We start from the raw sequence: 20,443 nt of genomic DNA, 5'->3' as shown, positions 1-20,443 counted from the left end.
TCAGAACATGAATTTCTTCTTCATATAGTCGGCATCGTTGCACGCCTCCAGTGCGGTCTCCGGCGTGATCTTGCGGTCCGCGGCGAGCTCGAGGAGGAAGTTGTCCATCGTAACGCTGCCCTCCGCTGCGGATGTGAGCATCGCGGAATGCATCTGCGGTGTTTTGCCCTCGCGGATCAGATTTCGTATGGAAGTCGTAACGATCATGACTTCCGCCGCAAGAATCCGGCCCTTGCCGCCTGCTCTGGGCAGAAGCTGCTGCGAGAGAACCGCGTTCAATGTGGTTGACAGCTCCATACGGATCTGAGGCTGTCTCTCTTCCGGAAAAACGCCGACCATGCGGTCGATGGAATCGACGGCTGAGTTCGTGTGCAGCGTCGCGAAGACGAGGTGACCGGTCTCTGCTGCCGTCAGTGCTGTCTCGATTGTGGTCAGATCACGCATCTCGCCGATCAGAATGACATCGGGGTCTTCCCGCAGTACCGCCCGGAGGCCGTCCTCGTAGCTTCTGGTGTCTGTTCCGATCTCTCTCTGATTGATGATGCTCTTCTTCGGCTCGTACAGATACTCGATCGGATCCTCCAGCGTTACAATATGCTCGGCACGGGTCTCGTTGATCCGGTTCAACAGAGCCGCGAGTGTTGTGGATTTTCCGGAACCGGTCTCGCCGGTGACGAGCACGATGCCTTTCCGGTAATTGGCGAACTTCTCTGCCGCCTTCGGAAGCCCCAGCTCCTCGACCTCCGGGATATGATTGCTCAGGATACGCAGTGCTGCTGAGATATGGCCTCTCTGGTGAAACAGGTTGATACGGACACGCTCGCCGCCGATGGACGCCGCCATGTCCAGTTCTCCGATATCACGAATGGAATCGTAATGCTCTCCCGCCAGCTTTTCGGCTATTTTTTTGCAGTCATCATCGGTCAGAATATCACTTGTCAGATCCTGAAGTATTCCGTCCACACGAATTTTCGGCGGAAGTCCGCAGATCAGGTGGATATCTGATGCGCGCATCGCTGCTGCTGTCATAACCATTTGGTCGACCTTCATAAATTAAATCCTTTCGTTTGTCATAGGCGGAAACCCACTACCTTCAGGTGGTGGGAGGAGCCTGGTTGTGGTATAATTGACACTGAGCCACCTATACAAGAGAAAACCGTTAGTTCCGGCTCAGAACGAGGCACTCTTTGTTCCTTGAAAAGTATATATGAGGTTTTAATGTGAAATCCTAGCATTATGTAAAATATACTAAGGTTTAACATGTTTGTACTGCACGGGAAGTTTTAGTACCTGATACAGACAGTAACTACGAAATCGTAGTTACGGCAGAGCAAGCTCTGCCGTAAAGGGTGCTGTCAATCACCCCATGATGTAACACCACTCTAGATAGCAGTATCTATTGGGGTTAAAGGTCGGAGACGTAAGTCGTTAGTACGACTGGGCAGTTACAAGCCCATGACCTTTAGGTCGTGGGTAGTTGACCATTTCTTTATGCCTCTCATTTTCCGAACCGCTCTTTTCATGTCAACTGTCCCTGCAATCATAAATAGATCCCGGATTTCAAATAAGCTTATGAACTCCTGGGTTGCTGCAAAGCAGACCGTCTTCACATCCATTACTTAATCTGTAATACTTATCGTACGAATGATTTCATCGACTGTTGTGATTCCGTCTTCTACCAGTTTATCTGCATGTTCCAGCATTGTCACGTAGTTTGTTTTTTCTGCCAGCTTCGTGAACTCCTGTTTGTCACCGCCGGAGGTGATGCAGTGACGGAGCTCGTCGTTCATCATCAGGATCTCGAATACGCCGATTCGCCCGCGGTAGCCGGAATGGTAGCAGTTATCGCAGCCTTTTCCGTGGTAGAACTTTCTTCCGGGGTAATTGTGGATTCTGGCCAGGGAAAGCGACGCCGCCTCGGGCGTGTATTCTTCCTTGCAGGCGGGGCAGATTCTCCGCAGAAGTCTCTGAGAGATGATGCCTCGAAGGCCGGCGGAAATCAGGTACGGAGCGACGCCCATATCCTTCAGACGGTCAATGGCCGATACCGCGTCCTCGGTATGAATGGTCGTGATCACGAGATGGCCGGTCATCGCGGCGCGCATCGCAATCTCTGCAGTCTCGCCGTCACGGATCTCGCCGACACAGATGATGTCGGGGTCCTGTCGCAGAATCGAACGAAGTCCGCTGGCGAATGTCAGTCCGACTTTTTCGTTGATCTGCACCTGAGTGGCGCCCTCGATGTGATACTCCACCGGATCCTCCAGCGTGATCAGGTTCGTGTACTCACTTAACAGCTCCTGCATCAGGGCGTACATCGTCGAGGATTTACCACTTCCGGTTGGCCCTACGATCATAATTACCCCGCTGGTATTCTTGAGCAGCCGGTCTATCTTTGCATTCTCGTCCTGCGGAATTCCGATTCCCTCGCGGGTCAGCATGGAGCCCTCTGTACCGAGAATTCGGATTACGATTTTTTCTCCATAGATCGTCGGAAGCGTGGACATACGCATATCGACATCGTTCTGTTTTAGTTTCAGAACCGCCCGGCCGTCCTGCGGGATTCTTTTCTCAACGATATTCAGATGTGCCATGACCTTCAGTCTTGATGTTACCGATCCCATCAGGTCGCCGGGGATCGTCATGATCCTGTGAAGCCGCCCGTCCACACGAAGGCGGATAACCATTTCCGTCTCGGTCGGCTCAAAGTGAATATCGGATGCCTTCTCATTGTAGGCGCGCTCGATGATAGAATTCACCAGACGGATCGTCGGAGCGTCCTCGACGTCCTCTTCCTCCGGCGTCTTGATCTCGTCCTTTGTCAGCCCGGCATCCGCCATCATCTGCGCCATTGCCTCGGCGGCGCCCTCGTTGCTGTAGAGTACATTGATCGCATGCTCCACGGCAGCCTGCGAAGCGATCATCGGAATGATCTTCTTCTTCGATGTATCATGCGCCTCCTCCAGCGCCATGAAGTTCAGCGGATCCGCCATCGCGAGGAACAGCGAGTCCTTGGAAACGGAAACCGGAACGATCAACGCTTTCTTCGCCAGCGACTTCGGAATATATTTTGACATCGTCGGATCAATATCGGCCTTGCCCAGATCGATGTAATCGATACCAAGCTGAATACGAAGGGTATCGATCAGCTGTGCCTCCGTAATGAATCCGTTATCGATGAGAACCTGTCCGAGCCGCTTCTTCTGCTCCTTTTGCATCCGAAGCGCCTGATTCAGCTGATCCTCAGTAATTACATGCGACGAGACGAGCATATCTCCCAGTCGTTTATTCTTCATAAACAAAGTCCTTTCGTTTGCTGCAGGCGGAAAACTACTACCTTCAGGTGTTGGGCAGTTGACTCCACATTTCCTCTATCGCCAATACTCTTTATCTCATATATTCATCATACCAAAAACTAAACCCAAATATACAACAAACCCAAAATACTGTCAATTTCAGCGGACGCCACGATCCCCCCACGATGACCTGTGCCACGATGAGATGCGCGTTAATAAGCTGCGCGACAATGAGCTGTACCACGATGGCCTGTGCCACGATGAGATGCGCGTTAATAGGCTGCGCGACAATGAGCTGCGTCACGATGAGCTGCACGACAGGTCGCTATTGCTCTGTTTTGCCGCAGGGGATTCCGAGCGTCTCCAGCAGAGCCTTGAAAGTATCCTGACCGTCAAGGCAAGTGTCTGTCAACCATCCTTTTTCCTGTTTCCAGTTCGCCAAGCCGCGATAGTAGAAAGCTTTTTTGCTGTTCTCAATGAGAAATGGCACAATGTTGTAACGAAGGCACTCTTTTAATGCCACAAGTCTTCCAACTCTTCCGTTCCCGTCCTGAAACGGGTGAATGTATTCAAACTCCGCATGGAAGGCAATTATGTCATCCATCGTTACCCGCCTTACCTGTTCGATTCCGTTATAACGGTGAAGAAGATCGCTGATCCGTTTATGCACCTCCTCCGGTCTTGCCGTCTCGTGTCCTCCGACCATATTGGGGCGTTTCTTGTAATCCCCGACAGCAAACCAGTTCAGCGCGGCGTCCCTTGTATCATATTTCAGAATATAATGCAGTTGTCGGATAATCTCCTCTGTCAGTTTTTCCTCTGAATGATCAATCACATAATTAATTGCCCGAAAGTGATGTATGGTTTCCATAATATCATCCACAAGTACGCCTTCACCCGCATCAATCGTATTCGTCTCGAAAATCAGCCTTGTCTGATCTTCCGTCAGCCTGCTGCCCTCGATATGGTTGGAGTTATAAGTCATGCGAACCTGAAGCTCGTGGTAGAGACCGCCGGAAATCTTCGCCTCTTTCTCATCCCTGAGTGTCTGAAGAATGATGTTATCAGAAACCTCCCGCATAAGTTCTGCCGAATCACATCGGAGATAATCCGCAATTCTCTGCAGGGTTCTCCCTGAAAGTTTCTCCCCCTTCCCGATCTTTGCAATCGTCCGGCTGGAGAGACCGATGCGCGCTCTCAGATCAGTTTTTGTAACTCCCTTCTCTTTCAGTTTTCGGTTCAGTCCATCATAATTGAACACCGGAAATTCGAACCTCCTTTTAAATGCTTTACTTATTTTAGCATGATCCCGGAATATTAGTAAAGTTTTCTGGCCGTTCGATGTTCCAAAAGTAAAGCATCGGCCACTATTCTGCCTGCACTGTACGTAATCCGTGTGCTTCCTATTATATGGCATATGGCCTTCGCGCCATATCATCACTCACAAGCAAGGCCGGTGAAATGGATGCAAGGATGATAAGCTATAGTAAAAAAACAATATCTGGCTGCAGATAAAAGAAATGCCGCCGCCCGAAACCGGGCGACGGCATTTCAATTACATTCAGAGTCAAGTTCTCAGGCTATTCAGTTGTTATTCTTATTATGTCTCTTCTTTTCAAATGCCAGAAGTCCAAGACTCATCGATGTAATCAACATGAGTACCCATCCGGCCATCGGCGTATTGTCGCCACTCTGAACGGGCTTACTATTGCTTGTTGAAACCGAATGAATCACCGGTGCTGTACTTGTATTTGACGTTGGATTATTGTTCGGCGTTGCTGTATTATTCGGTGCCGAATTATTATTTGGTATCGAATTATTGTCTGATGACGAATTATCGTTCGGCGTTGAATTATGATTCGTCGTCGAGTGATCGTCCGGTTTATCGTTTGGTTTCGGTTTATCGTTTGGTTTCGGTTTATCGCCCGGCGTTGGCTTGTTGTTCGGTGTTTCATTTGTTTCGGGTTTGGAATACGTATTCTTGATCGTAAGGCTGTCTGCGCCGTCATACTTCACTGACGCAACAGAAAGCGCATTCGTCGTCTCGTCTTTGATTACCGTTACCTCTACCTCGTGACTTGTGGAATCGTAGGTGATATGACTGATTCCGCCGTTTTCCTCCGTGATGGTATAGCGGTATGTTCCTGCCTTATCAAATTGAATTTCACCAAACTCAGCTGTTCTATGATCTTGCGTTGCTTCTGCTACAGCTCCGGCTTCATCCTCCGGCATCGGGGAATCTCCCTCTGCCTTCAAGTCGAACTTAAATCCGGAAGCCTTGCTCCAGTCATTGAAATCCTTGGTAACCTTGAGCACAGCTTTTGCAGAAGTGAATGTATTCGTGATCTCCAAATTTTTCTGCCCATCGTAGGTGATCGAAGCGGAGAGCGCGTTTGTCTTGTCATCTGTCTTGGTCACAGTAACAACCACCTTGTGAACCTTCGGATTTCCTGTGCTGTTGGTATCATAGTCGACGCCATCCAGGCCGCCGTTTACTTCCTGAAGTGTATATTCATAAGTTCCGGCTCTGTCAAAGGTCATCTCCGGGAATGCCGGTGAAGGATTCTCTTTCGTCGCTGTTATAACCGCCTCTGTTACCGAAGTATTGTCTTTCGAAGCATCCGCCTTCGATGTGTCTGATTTTGCAGTTTCCGGCATCGGTGCGTCCTTCGTAACAGGTTTCAGCACAAAATCGAACGAAGCTTTGTCGAAGAAATCTCCGTACTTTGCAGAATCTGTCCATCCATTGAAGTTCTTGTGAATTCCATCAGCCGCAATCCTTACCGGAGTAAAGGTGTTCTGAATAGTAAGTGAACTCTTGTCTTCCGGTACGGTGTCATTCTTGTCCGCCGCCTCATAGGTAACCGTCGCTGTCAGTTTGTTCGTTGCATCAGATGCTTTCTTTACGGTCACGGTTACCTTATGCTTGTTGCTGTCATAGCTTACGCCATCCCTGCCGTCGTTCTTCTCTGTAATTACATAATTGTAAACACCTGCGTACTCGAAGGTCATATCATCGAAGACTGCTGTCTGTTTTTTCTCCGTTACGCTCTGTTCTGTCACCTCTCTTCCATCTTTATTCTTCGGCATCGGATTTACAACCGGATTACCATCTATGTCTTTTGCCGTATTGCCGTCAGCTGCAATTTCGAAGGTAAAGCTGTCCGCTTTCGACCAGTCATTGAAGTCCTTTGTAACCTCTGCGTGAGCGGTCACTGGAGTATACGTATTCTTCACCGTCAGGCTGTCCACGGACTTTACCGAGAGCTGATTCGTATCCTTATCTTTTTCAATTACAACTTTCACTTCATGAGCTGCCGGTTTCTGATACTTGCTGTTCTCGGTGTAATCGACACCATCCTCGCCGCCATTTTGTTCGGTAATCGTATACGTGTAAGTACCTGCTTTGTCGAACTCAATCTTACCGAATGTGGCGGTCGGTCTGCCGTTTTCATCCTTCTCACTGTCGCTGCTGATTTCTACAGTCGTTCCATCCGCCGGCATCGGAGCGTTATCCTTTGCCGCCAGGTTAAAGATAAAACTCTTTGCCTTCGTCCAGTCGTTGAAATCCTTGGAGACACTGAGGCTCTGGTAAACAGGGGTAAATGTATTCGTGATCATAAGACCTGTCTTGTCATCCTCTGCCACCTTTACGCCGTCAAACAGAACCTCTGAGCTCAGCCTGTTTGTCGCATCGTTTGACTTAGTAACCTTTATAACAGCCTTATGCGCATTTGTGTCATAGGCGATGCCATCGATTCCATCATTAACTTCTGTAATTTCATACTCATAAGTGCCTTTGCCTACTTCCCAGAATTCGATGTTCTTAAACGAAGCCGTTCTTTCCTTCTCTGTTGCCTTTGCGGTCAGATTCGTCGGCATCGGCGCACCCTCTGTAATAGCCTTTATCCGGAAGGTGAAGCTGTCGGCCTTACTCCAGTCATTGAAGTTCTTTGTCACATGCAGCGGCGGGTCTGCCGGAGTGAAGGTATTCGTGATCTCCAAATTTTTCTGCCCATCGTAGGTGATCGAAGCGGAGAGCGCGTTTGTCTCGTCATCTGTCTTGGTCACAGTAACAACCACCTTGTGAACCTTCGGATTTCCTGTGCTGTCGGTATCGTAGTCGACGCCATCCAGTCCGCCGTTTACTTCCTGAAGTGTATACTCATAAGTTTCGGCTCTGTCAAAGGTCATCTCCGGGAATGCCGGTGAAGGATTCTCCTTCGTCGCTGTTATAATCGCCTCTGTTACCGGAGTATTGTCTTTCGAAGCATCCGCCTTCGATGTGTCTGCTTTCACAGTTTCCGGCATCGGTGCGTCCTTCGTAACAGGTTTCAGCACAAAATCGAACGAAGCTTTGTCGAAGAAATCTCCATACTTCTCAGAATCTGTCCATCCATTGAAGTTCTTGTGGATTCCATCCGCCGCAATCTTTACCGGAGTAAAGGTGTTCTGAATAATAAGTGAACTCTTGTCTTCCGGTACGGTGTCATTCTTGTCCGCCGCCTCATAGGTAACCGTCGCTGTCAGTTTGTTCGTTGCATCAGATGCTTTCTTTACGGTCACGGTTACCTTATGCTTGTTGCTGTCATAGCTTACGCCATCCCTGCCGTCGTTCTTCTCTGTAATTACATAGTTGTAAACACCTGCGTACTCGAAGGTCATATCATCGAAGACTGCTGTCTGTTTTTTCTCCGTTACGCTCTGTTCTGTCACCTCTCTTCCATCTTTATTCTTCGGCATCGGATTGACAACCAGATTACCATCTGCGTCTTTTGCCGTATTGCCTTCAGCTGCAATTTCGAAGGTAAAGCTGTCCGCTTTCGACCAATCATTGAAGTCCTTTGTAACCTCTGCGTGAGCGGTCACTGGAGTATACGTATTCTTCACCGTCAGGCTGTCCACGGACTTTACCGAGAGCTGATTCGTATCCTTATCTTTTTCAATGACAACTTTCACTTCATGCGCTGCCGGTTTCTTATCCTTGCTGTTCTCGGTGTAATCGACACCATCCTCGCCGCCATTTTGTTCGGTAATCGTATACGTGTAAGTACCTGCTCTGTCGAACTCAATGTTACCGAATGCGGCGGTCGGTCTGCCGTTTGCATCCTTCTCGCTGTCTCTGCTGATTTCTACAGTCGTTCCATCCGCAGGTACCGGAGCGTTATCCTTTGCCGCCAGGTCAAAGGTAAATCCCTTCGCCTTCGTCCAGTCGTTGAAATCCTTGGAGACACTGAGTCTCTGGTGCACCGGAATGAAGGTATTCGTTATGGTAAGAGAAGTCTTGCCGTCATACTTCACAACCGCGCTTAGTGTATTTGTATTATTCTCCGGCGTTACAGAAACCAGTACGTTATGACTTGTCGTATCGTAGGAAACACCATCCAGATGATCATTTCTCTCTGTGATCTGATACTCGTAGGTTCCTGCCTTCGTGTAGGTAATCTCACCAAAGACTGCCTCCGGGGACTTCTTTGAAGCCGTTGCCTTGTCGCCGTTTTCTCCTGCCGGCATCGGTGCACCCGCTGATACCGGTGTCAGCGTGAATGTAAACTTGTCATCATTGAAAAGATCCCAGTCATTCCATCCGTTGAAGGATTTCTTCACCTTCAGCGTCTGTTTCAGCGGCGTGTAGGTGTTGCTGATGGTAAGAGATGTCTTGGCATCCTTCGGTACTGTCCCCTCATCATTCTTTGTTACATCATAGTAAACTTTTGCAGACAGCGCATTGTTGTTCGAATCTTTCGAGACAACTACCGCCACCGTGTGTCGAGCAGCGTCATAGCTGACCCCGTCAACCTGGCCGTTGCGTTCCGTCACCGTATAGTAATACGTTCCGGCCTTGCTGAAGGTGATATCGCCAAAGCTTACTTCCGGCTGATCCTTTGTTGCCGTGAGTGCTGTAACCTCCGGCATCGGATTCTTCGCAACACCTGCTGTGTTCGAATCCGCCTTAAGATCGAACGTGAAGCTCGTATCTACCGGCCAGTTTTCCTTCGTCTCCGGATTCGTGAAGCTCTTGGTAAGACCGATATCTGCCTTTGTTGCTGTGAATGTATTCTGAATGGTCAGACTGTCCTGAATGTTGTCATATTTCACATCCGCGGTCAGTGCATTCTTCCGGTCTGTCCCTTTGGTCACTGTTACGGTTACCTTGTGCTTTGTTGTGTCGTAGCTTACGCCGTCCTTACCATCATTTCTTTCAGTAATTGTGTAGTGATACGTTCCTGCCTTCTTGTACGTGATGGCGCCGAAATCTACATTCGGTGCACCAGAAGTTGCTGTTCCGGAAATGGCTCCGTCTTTTGCGCCTTCCGGCATCGGAACCGCCAGATCATTACTCGGCTCCGTTTCACCAGGTTTGCAATAATTCTCCGCCTTCAGTGTAAACGTAAAATTGCTCGCTGAATGGTTCCAGTCGTTGAAGTCTTTCTTGACCTGGATGTGCGCCGTTTCAGAGTCAACTGCATTGGTGATTGTCAGGCTCTTCTGGCCATCGTAGGTGACTTCCGCTGTTAGAGCATTTGTTTCTGAATCCTTCGTTGAATCCTTCGTTACCTCAACGATAACCTGATGTTCCTTGGCCTTCGTTGAATCATTGTCCGCTGTATCATAGGTAATTCCGTCTTCGCCGCCATTTTCCTCTGTAATCGTGTAATTATACCTGCCAGCCTTCTTATAGGTGATCGTTCCGAAGACAGCAGTTGCGTTTTTTGCATTTTCAGCTTTTGCTGTCATCGAACTCTTTCCATCTGCTTCGGCTGGCATCGGTGTGGCAATGGCCTGTCCATCCTCACCGTTTCCTGCATTGTTGTCTTTTGCCGTCAGCGTAAAGGTAAAGCCCTTTTCCGTTCTGGTCCAGTCGCTGAAGCTCTTGGTTACCTGAATTGGAGCAGTAGTCACAGCCGGTGTATAGGTGTTGGTGATCGTCAGACTGTTATGCGTATCGTCGTTTGTCGCATCGCTATTCGTAGCATCGTACTTGATTGATGTAACTTTCAGCGCATTATTATTACTGTCCTTTGATACTTGAACCGTCACCGTATGCGTGTTTCCATCGTAGCTGATGCCGTCCTTGTGATCGTTCTTCTCGGTTATGTTGTAAGTATAGGTCCCTTCCTGCACAAATGTGATCGGTTTGAATGCCGCCGTCTGTGTCGTCTTGCTTGCTTCTGCAGTCTGAACATTCTTTCCGTCTTCTGCTGGAAGCGGAGCGCCTTCTGTCACTGGCGAGATGTTGAACGTAAACTTTGTATTGTCAAAGTAATTGCCATACGCCGAATCCGTCCAGCCATTGAAGACCTTGGTGACCGCAATGTGAGCCTGAACCGATTTAAATGTATTGGTAATTACAAGCGCATCCTTTGTCTCATCGTCATATGTGATTCCAGTGACAAAAAGCTTATTATTCTTTGTATCCTTCTCTACTTTTACAACTGCCTTGTGCGTCTGAGTGTCATACTGAACACCGGACGCCGTACCCCTTTCCTCAGTAATATGGTAGGTATAGGTACCTGCCTTCTCAAACGTAATGTTGCCAAAGCCTGCTGCCGAACCATTTGTTACAGTTACAGACTTCTTTCCATCCTTTGTATCTGCCGGCATCGGTGCATTCTCTACCGGTGTCAGGTCAAATGTAAAGCTGCCTGCCTTTGTCCAGTCGTTGAAGTTCTTCTGAACCTTCAGTTCGCCAATGGTCGAAGTAAAGGTATTGGTCACAGTAAGGCCATCATTTAGTTCCTCCCCGTCCTTCCCGTAATACTTTACTGCCGCGCTAAGCTTGTTGGAGGCGTTTTCAGCCTTTGTTACAACAACCTCAACTTTGTAAGGTGTCGCATCGTAGGTGATGCCATCCTCGTCGCCTGCAGTTTCCTGAACCGTATAGGTGTATGTACCGGTCTTCTCGTAGTTGATACTGCCAAAATCTACCGTCCTCTGTTCAGACGTTGCTGTCCTTAAAACAGCTCCATTAACAGCACCCGCCGGCATCGGAGTGACAATATCCTGCCCATCCGCGCTCTTTCCGGCCGTGTTGCTTCCTGCCGTTAATGTAAAGGTAAATCCCTTTTGTGCCTTCGACCAGTCAGCAAACTTCTTCGTCACTTTGATGTTGGCTTGAACAGGATTGAAAGTATTCTTCACAATAAGACTATCTTGACCATCATATTTCACAGAAGCTGCCAGCGTATTATCGCTGTTCGGGCTTACTGTCACTATAACGCTGTGCGTCCGCTGTAAATTATTACTGTCATCCCAGTCATAGGCAACACCGTCCACACCTCCGTTGTTCTCGGTCAGTGTGTAATGATATTCGCCAATATGAGTATATTGTATTTCTCCAAAATTAGCAGTCGGATTCTCCTGCGTTGCAATTGCGGTTGTTCTACCAGGCATTGGAACCTTAACTGCAGTACTGGCAACTTTCTCCCCAAGTTTGTAGTAATTGCCCGCTTGCAGCGTAAAGCTGAATCCATTCGGAGCCTTCGCCTTCCAGTCATTATTCCCAAAATCCTTGGTTACGCTGATGGAAGCTGTTACCGGGGTCAGCCTGTTCGTGATGGTCGTCCCGCTTACATACTTCGTGTAACCGCTTGGAACGTTCATTTCATCTACCGTGTATGTATAGTTTCTCCCCAGAGCATCCTGTCTCGGAAGGTTCTGGAACGTATAAGTAGACGTTTCAGCAGTCGTACCACTCGTCTTCAGTTCAATCAGCGCTTTTTCCTGATACAGAACCTCATCCTTTATTGCAGTTCCGTTCTGATACAGCTGAACCTCAATGTTCTGGCGCTGTCCGTTGAAGTTGTTGTCATCCACCCACTTCTTCGTTACCGTAACTGAAGTCGTGTTGAGGGTGTTTTCAAGAGACACGGTAGAGTTCTTGACAACACCTTTTTCATCGGTCCCGGTAACAGCCGAAGTGGCTTTCGTCCCATCATTGTTGTAATCGAGAACCTTGCTCTCTAGTACACGATATTGCAGAGCCACCCGACGATATTGCAGAGCCCCCCGCTGGTCTTTTACTCGTGCATATACCGGAAGGTTATGCCAGGTAGCAGCAGCCGCATTGACAGATCCATCAGTAGTGTTTACATCCAGCGTCTTTCCAGCTGCATCGGTCGAATAACCGGCCGTCACGTCCTCCGCGTAGGCTTTCGCGTAATCCTTATTCTCAACACTGGTTGGTCTCTTGACCGGATTCCAGTTGCTTCCGTCCGTGCTGTACTGAAGCGTTACCGTGATATTGTTCGGACGTTCGTTGTAGAAGTTGTTAAAATCATTCCAAGTCTTCTCCAACGTCAGATCAAATACGGAGATGTCATGTTTATTGGTGATCACGACATTATCAGCTTCAACGGATTCCGCATTATCCGCATTATCCGCATTATTCGAAGAAAGACTTACCGTTGCTGCATTCTCCGTTTTTGAAAAATTATAATTTTCTTTGTATTTGTCCTTGTTTGTAAATTCCCCCTCTGAAATCTTGTAGGCCAGCTTATTTCTATTGCTATCATACTGGTCAACGATAAAGCTGTACGAGTACTCGTCTTCCTCCGAGCTGATAGTTTTCGTCGAGGATGTCGGATCATTATTATTGCTATCTGTCCGGGTATGTTTATCCGCATCTTTATTGCCCGATACGCAGGAAATCGTCAGTTCGTCCGGTCTGTAAGCCTCACGGTTAGCGCCGTCCTGGAACTTTTTGGTTACATTGACGGTGGTACGTTTGATGTTTGTAACCGTTTCCGTTATCCCTTTATTATCGTTAGAAAATTTATACACTGCCCGGAACATGCCTGTAGAAAGATTGAAGTCCCGAACTCCATCTGTCGAAGAAACAGCCGTTCCATTATCCGTCAAGTCTATAGCATTTCCGTCCCTGTCAAGCTCTACGGCTCTATAATAACGTTCGGAACCATCCTTCCCTCGTTTCGGTAGATTACTGATAGTTGCTTCCCAATTATTATCCGTATCCAGGGTTATTATCTCATTCTTGAACGGTGTCCATTTATTCTTTGTCGTCAGGTCCTGATACTCAATCTGGAACTTAACAGTTGTCTTACCATCATCCGAAAACCAATTCTTTTTAACCGTCAGAGAAGTTGAATTCTGTTCAGAATTCGGATCCAGTGTATTGGTGATGACTGTATTTGATCGATAGTCGCCGCCAATCGATTCTGTTGTCTCCGTACCGGTATAGGAGATATTTCCATTATCTGCATGTACTGTAACACCGCTGACATTGTCCTCTGTTCCATCTGCTCCTTCTGCCTTTTCCGTAAAACGATAGGTATACTGCTTGCCATTTGCATCTTGTCTCGGAAGTGTATCTGGCTCATTGTGCAACCAGTTGTCTGCAGCTGTGATAGTAACGGTATATAGCGAGTCGTGTGATGTGTGTTTAACATATTGCCATGTTCCATCCTTGATTCTTCTCTGCAGATATAAGGTCAGGCTGTCCGGACGTGCGAGATATTTATTGTCCTCATCTTTCCATATTTTCTGGACACTCACAGATGCCGGAAGAAGATTGTTGCGAACTGTAGAGATCGTTACATTACTGTCTGGATAATAATGATCTGTTGAACTGTCTTCATCATATTTATATGAAGCCGCGACATTATTATCCATGGCATCTTCGCCGATGGCGGTTTCAACGACCCTGTAGTAACACATCTCACCCTTCTCATACAGCGGCAGATTAATGAATGTCAGACAGTTTGTCCATGCTTTGTTCTGGTCCTGTACTCCCTCCTTTAATGTGTATGTGACACCACCTGGCTCATTTTCTGTGATTTCTCCTCTGCCGGTGTCACAGCCCACATCGTATGTACTTCTTCGCAAAAAATTAGCGTTTACATCATACCACTGCTTACTGTCTGTACTGTACTGCAGCTTAACTGTGATGCTTCTCGGACGCATATCATTCTTATTCGCGTTATCGCCCCACTGCTTGGTGACAACCAGAGATGTACGGCCATAAACATTCTGGATCGTGCCAAGATTCAGTGAATTCTCCTGAGAAGCAGCGCTGGACCAAGCCTGAACATAATGTCCGCCGGTTGCACAGTTGAAGTTCTCCAATGCGCCCCCTACTTTCCAGATAGGCGTGCTGGTATCTTCCGTAATGCGATACAGATATGGCTCACCCTGGGACGTGTAGCGACGGAACTTCATCGGATTTCCATCATTATCATAAATGGTAAACCCACTATCATCCTTCGCATTATCCCATTTGATCTTAAAGTCGGTTCCCTGCGCGTAGCTTACGTTATCAACATTGTTTCCTGAGGCATTGACATATCCATCTACATGGAACGTAAGTTCGCTGTTTTTCACCGTACTTTTCAGTGAAGTAAGGATATTTTCTGGAGACCACGTCTTGTTCGCGCCGATGGTGATGAAGTTTTCTTCTTGATAGTCATTTTTAAAGGTGACTTGATCGTAAACCTTATTCCCATCCTTGCTCTGCATAGCAGCCGTATCCGTCTGTTCCCATTCCGAGCCTGTATCACTTGTGTCAGAACTTCCTATAGAACAGCTTGTGGTATATCCATTGATCGGTTTTTCAACCACATAGTAAGCAAAGCGCTGCCCACTCGGTGTCAGATCATAGAGGTTATCAAAGGTGATGGTAGCAGTACCTTTGCCGGCCTCGAACTGAGTCCCGGATATCGTCGTTGTCTTCAGTTTCTGGCTGTCAGCTTTTGTATATGTGTCTCCAGGCTTCACCCGGTAAAGCGTGAACTCGACATCCGGATATCGTCCTGCCTTTTTCTCATCTTCCGTCCAGCCTGTCGTATCGAAGGTCTTGGTCACCTGAATGTTGCGTCTCTTTGCAATGTACTTGTTCGTCACCTGAAGATCTCTGGAGACATGTGTCATCTCAAAGACCTGATCAAACGAAGTCGCCGCATCATCCGGGAAGGACTCTGTTACGCTGTAGGTATATGGATCGCCCTCTTCGTCATACTTCGGAAGCCGCAGGGTCTTGCCGGCATGATCCTTGAATGTGAAGGTGAAGGAGCTGCCCTTTACCTCCAGCTCCGCCGTCGCCTGCTGCTTTCCGTCAACCAGATACGGCTGTCCGTTCTGCGTCAGCTTAAAGATGATGGAACCGTTTTTCGGCATGACAATCGGATCTCTTTCCATGTCATACGGTACGCTGCTGAATACCTTCGTGCCGCTGGCCACCATCGTCGCATGCATGGTATTGGTGAAAGTAGAGCCGTTTGCGAGGTAGGTCTTCTCTCCGGATGTAACGGCTGTGGTTCCATCTGCCGGCGTGTCTTTCTCCTTATATTTGTCCGCACCGTCACCGGTCATCGTCTCGGAAGCATAATAGGTAACCTCGGCACCGATATCGTCATCTGTCAGCGCATCGTTCGAGGCATTGACCAGATCCTTCGTGACATACTTCGGCATACTCTGTGCAAAGGTATATCTATAAGTATTCGTTTTTCCGGATACGGCTTCCGTGTAGGTATCGCCGGAAATCGGGATCAGGTCAAGCTTGTCCTCCTCTCCACCTGCCTTCTGAATCTGACTTGCACTCTTCACCCTGGCTGCCAGGTTCAGCGTGACCTCCGGACGGATGTTTTCGCTGTTGCTGTTATCCTTCCAGATCTTTGTGTAGGAAATCTTCTCAGACTGGTCCACGCGACGGTTTCTGAAGCTTGTCGTGATCTTCAGGTTCTCCTTATTTTTGCCGGCAGCACCAGTTGTTGTCCTCGGGAATCCGGGATCAAGCGGGCTGTTATTGATGTAGCCGCTCTCAGAAGGCAGACTTTCCGTGCAGGCATACTCATACCTTGTCCCCGCATCCACGTTATACAGCGGGAAATTATCGAAGGTAAGCGTATAATCATTGAAACTTTCGCCCTGCCCAAGCTTAAAGGTATAATCTTTCTCTTCTACGGCATCCTTCCCGTCGATGGTGACCTTCGTCGAGACCTTGCCATCATCGTCTACAGTCACCACGCAAGTCGCATAAGGATTTCCGTCTCGGGTAATGTTGAAGGTTACATCCGGGCGTCCCTTCAGGTAGTGGCCGTCATACCATTTCGAATTGATCTCGTAGACAACACTGCCCTGCTTGACGTTCTTCACTTCGCTGTCGTTCTTGCCGGTGTAGGTAACCTTATATTTCTGTGTGACCTCAATACCGTTTCCAGCGCTCAGCCTGGTGGTATAGCTGTCATAGCTGCAGTTTTCGCCTTCAAGAACATCCGTATCTCCGACCTTCACCTCGCGGTAAACAATATCGTTCTGAAGAAGGTTGTCAAATGTGCGTGTGTTTCCATTTTCGTCAGTAAGGGTTCTTACCCCATTCTTTTCGCTGCCGAAATAGGTTGTCAACTGTTTTTCACTGAAGCCAAACAGGTTGGTGACATGCCAACCATTATCGGCAGAGAGCGTGTAGACGCCAATATTCTCCTTATCCCATTCTGCCGGACGGTCTATCTTTCCGGCTTTATCTTTGCGGAAGACCTTGATCACCACCGGACGGCGCGTGGAAGTATCACCGCCGTCGACCCAGGTCTTATAAAGATCCACATCCATGTTCTGGCCATCGCCGCTAGCGTTGGCATTGTTGTTCGTCATCGCAACGGATTCAACGAGGTCTGCCCTGCCGGTATCATCCTTCGTAAGAGTATAGTCAAAGTAATGGCGGGATTTATCATTCACCTCGTCGACAAAATAGGTATAACGAGACGAATTCTCATCATACAGTGGCAGAACAATGTTTGTATCCGTGGTGCCCCAGTCTCTCTTGTCTGCGGCGCCCTTCAGCTCACCCGTATAAATCTCTTTTGCGTTTGCCAGGGCAACCCATGTTTTACCGTCATGATCCAGAACCTCTTCTTTTCCATACGGATCCACACGGTGAATCGCATACTGAACCGAAGATTTATTCGGCGCAACAGCCCACTTTTTGCTCAATACAAACCGGATCGTGCCGCCCAGCGTATTCGTGATCTCCGCGACTCTGGTTGTTTTCATTGGTCTGGAGCAATCCGCGGAAGTAACATTTGTGACCTGATACGTGTCATATTCACCGTTGCTGTCCTTGATGGTAAAGGCATCTCCTTGATCCAGCGTACCATCCTCAGCTCCTGTGGCGATATAGCTGCTTTCGCTGACTTCGTACGGCACATAGGTGTAGAAGTTGCCGTCTTTGTCGGTCATCGGCAGATCACTGAAGGTCGTGCCTGAAGTCAGATCATTATAATCAGCAAATCCGGAGATATTTTTCACAACCGGATTCCCGTTGACATCTTTTACAATTTCTGCGTTTTCCGGATTATTATTCGTGTATCGTTTCAGTCCGACACGCACGGTATAGCCTGCGACTTTTAAGGTTGTACCTTTGGCAACCCAATGTTTCCTGACATAAATGCTGGTTGTATTTTTTACATTTTTATTCAGAATTATACCACCATTCGGGCAGCCAACTGCGCTTTCCTTTCCAGTAGCATCCTGATAAATTGCCTTATAATTTCCATTATCCGACGCAGGAATAGTCTCCTTTACAACGTAAGTATACTGGTTTCCGTTTTTGTCATAGGCATCCAGATTCTGAAATCTAACCGGGTAATCATTTTTTCCTTCAATCCCTTCATTTGGCGTAGCTGTTACAGACACCAGCTCCATGTTCTGTGGGTTCGAGGTATACCGGTACAGTCCAAGCTGTGCCTTCGGACGCAGAGTCGGGAAGAGATCCTCCCATATCTTCTTCGCTGAAAAATCCATCTTCTTGGATATGGTACAGGTGATCGTTGCGCCGTTCCAGGCATCCAGGCTGTTCTCGTGAACGCCGGATTTATTGGAAATCACCGTTGAATATTGAACATTCTGACCAGAAGACGCCTCCTTAATATCAAACGCCTTGATATAGTAGGTGTTCGGGCTGTCCATGGAACCGTTATAGGATGGCAGACCATGAACAGAGACGGTATACGTTCCATCCTTATTGTCAGTAACGACGATATTATTTAGGCCTACTGAAACAGGTTCTTGAGTTGAGTTTTCTCCATTACAAACTTGTATGAGTTTCTGGATCTCATCTGCAGCTGGTCTTACACCTTCCGCGTTATTGGAATCCTTCCAATTGATCGTGGCCTGCAGCGTATATTCCTTCGTGTTGACAAGGTTTTGCCCCTTGTTCTCCTTGCTGTAACCAGACGGAACACGACTCTCATCAATTCGATAAGATATCTTCTGCTCCGTGTAGTTACCATTGTCATCCTTTACTGCCAGATATTCCGGCAGTCCTGTATAGCTGAATGTATAGACGCTCTGATTGCCATTTGCTTTTGGAGTCTTCGCGATTGAACCTGACGGAACCTTTAAAGCCGATTCGCTGACATCTTTCCATTCACCGCCATCACTGTCAACCTTATACTGAAGCTTCACAAGGTTCGGGGTATTCTCATGGGTTGCTGTATCCGTCCCATCGTCCAGCCAAGTCTTGGTGAAGGTCGATTCCTCATCGGCTGCCTTCTTTACCCAGACGAAATCATAAGAAACGTTATTTTCTATTGTTGTATCTGGCACAGAGCCCTTATTGGTCCCTTTATCCGTCCGCGTAATTTCAGAGGAAGACAGGGTAGAAAGAATATACCCATCCCGTTCAGCGTTGATTGCGAACGATGCTCCCTTTGGCATTCTCAACGGATTCGGTTTTCCATACCCCCAGAAGGCGATATTCCTGTAATATTTGTGCCCGTGTCCATCATCCATCGTACAGGATCCGTTATTATACAGTGTATTTCCTGTGTCTCCCAGGGCAACATCATTGACTGTTACCGAAACTTCATCGATGCTCAGCGTCAGCTTGCCCGCATCCCATTTTCCGTCTTTCACCGTAGATGTGGTTTCTGTCGAGTTAAATCCATAGCCACTGATCGACGAATTCGGAACACATGTAACCGATACCTTATCTGTGTCTTCAAGTGAAATTCCTGTGATTGTAAAATTATAATCAAAATCGACAGATGCATGACAGTCCTGGCTGGAAAGAGAGGTCGTATACTCTTTCGTTGTTCCATCTGCCTTTGTCACTGTAACCTTGAACTGGAAAAAGTCCGTATCATTGACCGTGTCAAAAAGAACGTTTTTGGCCAGGTCATCTTCCCAGTAAATGGAACCCGTAATGCTTTGATCCGAAGCGGGAGCGGGTGCTTTCATTGCAAGAGCTGCCGACTTCGCTTTTTCCGCTGCCGGCTCTTCGGTTTTCTCACCTTCAGAAGTCGTTTCTGTCTTCTGATCGGAAACAGCTGCCTCGTCACCCAGGAATCCCTGCAATATTTTATATGCGCTTTTTACATCGTTGTCTTCTTTCTGCTCATCTGATAATGTCTCGTAGATAGCCTTCAGGCTATTAAGATCAGCCTGATACGATGCGGAGTCCTTATCGGCTTCCGAGTTTGCATTCTCCTCAGATTTTGAAAAAGCCTTAACCCGTTTCTTGAAATACTCCTTTTCAAACGTACTAAGTTTTTCGGTAATGCTATTCAGCGTCTCTTCCGCATTCTGCACAGATTCATCTGCACGGTCTGTGTCAGATAAAGCCTGATACGTATTTTGGAGTGCAGTCAGCTTGTCCTGAACCTGCTTCATGTTGCTGTCCGCACTCTCTGCCGCACTCTGTGCCTCTGCATCTTCAGAATTGTGAATAAGCGCAGAATCAGCTTCGAACTTATCCTCACGGGTCTTTTGAATCTCATCCCAGTTCAGCGAAGCAACATCCTTTGTAAACTGTATTCCTGCCTCAGACAATGCTGCTTCCGTCTGATCTTCCGCAGGAACCTGCGAAACACTTTGAGTCTCTGTCTGTATTTCATTTTGTGCGGAAGCATCTGATACAGGATTCGTATCATCCTGCGCGTCTTTCTGCGATTCATCCACTGACTCAACCTGCGTATCTGACTGTGCCGCAGCCTCGGAATTCTGATCTGCGAAGGCTGTTACAGGCGACGCTATCTGGACCGAGCCGAACAGCAGAACAACCGCACAAATCAGCGAAACGATGCGGTTAAATTTCTTTCGTAAATTTTCTTCTTGTCTTTTCCTGTTCATAAAGTATCCCCTCTCATTTCACATTTACCGGCAAAATCTTCTGTCCTTGGAAATATAAGGTTTCC

The 20,443-nt window shown here is 47.8% G+C and carries 4 protein-coding genes; all 4 read right to left on the bottom strand.

Going from position 1 to position 20,443, the window contains the following annotated elements; translation table 11 throughout:
* A complete protein-coding gene (locus ACTNDI_RS06310; RefSeq protein ID WP_441099980.1) occupies positions 1–1,050 on the bottom strand; it encodes a type IV pilus twitching motility protein PilT in 1,050 nt (349 codons plus the stop codon).
* A gap of 569 nt (positions 1,051–1,619) precedes the next feature.
* Positions 1,620–3,296 (bottom strand): GspE/PulE family protein, encoded by a 1,677-nt coding sequence (locus ACTNDI_RS06305; protein WP_441099979.1) that lies wholly within the window; start codon positions 3,294–3,296, stop codon positions 1,620–1,622.
* Positions 3,297–3,621: 325 nt separating this feature from the next.
* Positions 3,622–4,557, bottom strand: coding sequence for a Fic family protein (locus ACTNDI_RS06300; RefSeq protein WP_441099978.1), 936 nt, complete (start codon positions 4,555–4,557; stop codon positions 3,622–3,624).
* Between the two features lie 323 nt (positions 4,558–4,880).
* A complete protein-coding gene (locus ACTNDI_RS06295) occupies positions 4,881–20,378 on the bottom strand; it encodes a Spy0128 family protein (protein ID WP_441099976.1) in 15,498 nt (5,165 codons plus the stop codon).
* Positions 20,379–20,443: the final 65 nt, after the last annotated feature.

The organism is Bilifractor sp. HCP3S3_D3, assembly GCF_052063915.1.
Taxonomy (GTDB): Bacteria; Bacillota; Clostridia; order Lachnospirales; family Lachnospiraceae; genus Bilifractor.
This window is presented reverse-complemented; position numbering and strand designations above follow the sequence as displayed.

Coding starts and splice junctions, on each gene's coding strand:
- ACTNDI_RS06310 (WP_441099980.1), bottom strand. CDS start 1,050: ATGAAGGTCGACCAAATGGTTATGACAGCAGCAGCGATGCGCGCATCA.
- ACTNDI_RS06305 (WP_441099979.1), bottom strand. CDS start 3,296: ATGAAGAATAAACGACTGGGAGATATGCTCGTCTCGTCGCATGTAATT.
- ACTNDI_RS06295 (WP_441099976.1), bottom strand. CDS start 20,378: ATGAACAGGAAAAGACAAGAAGAAAATTTACGAAAGAAATTTAACCGC.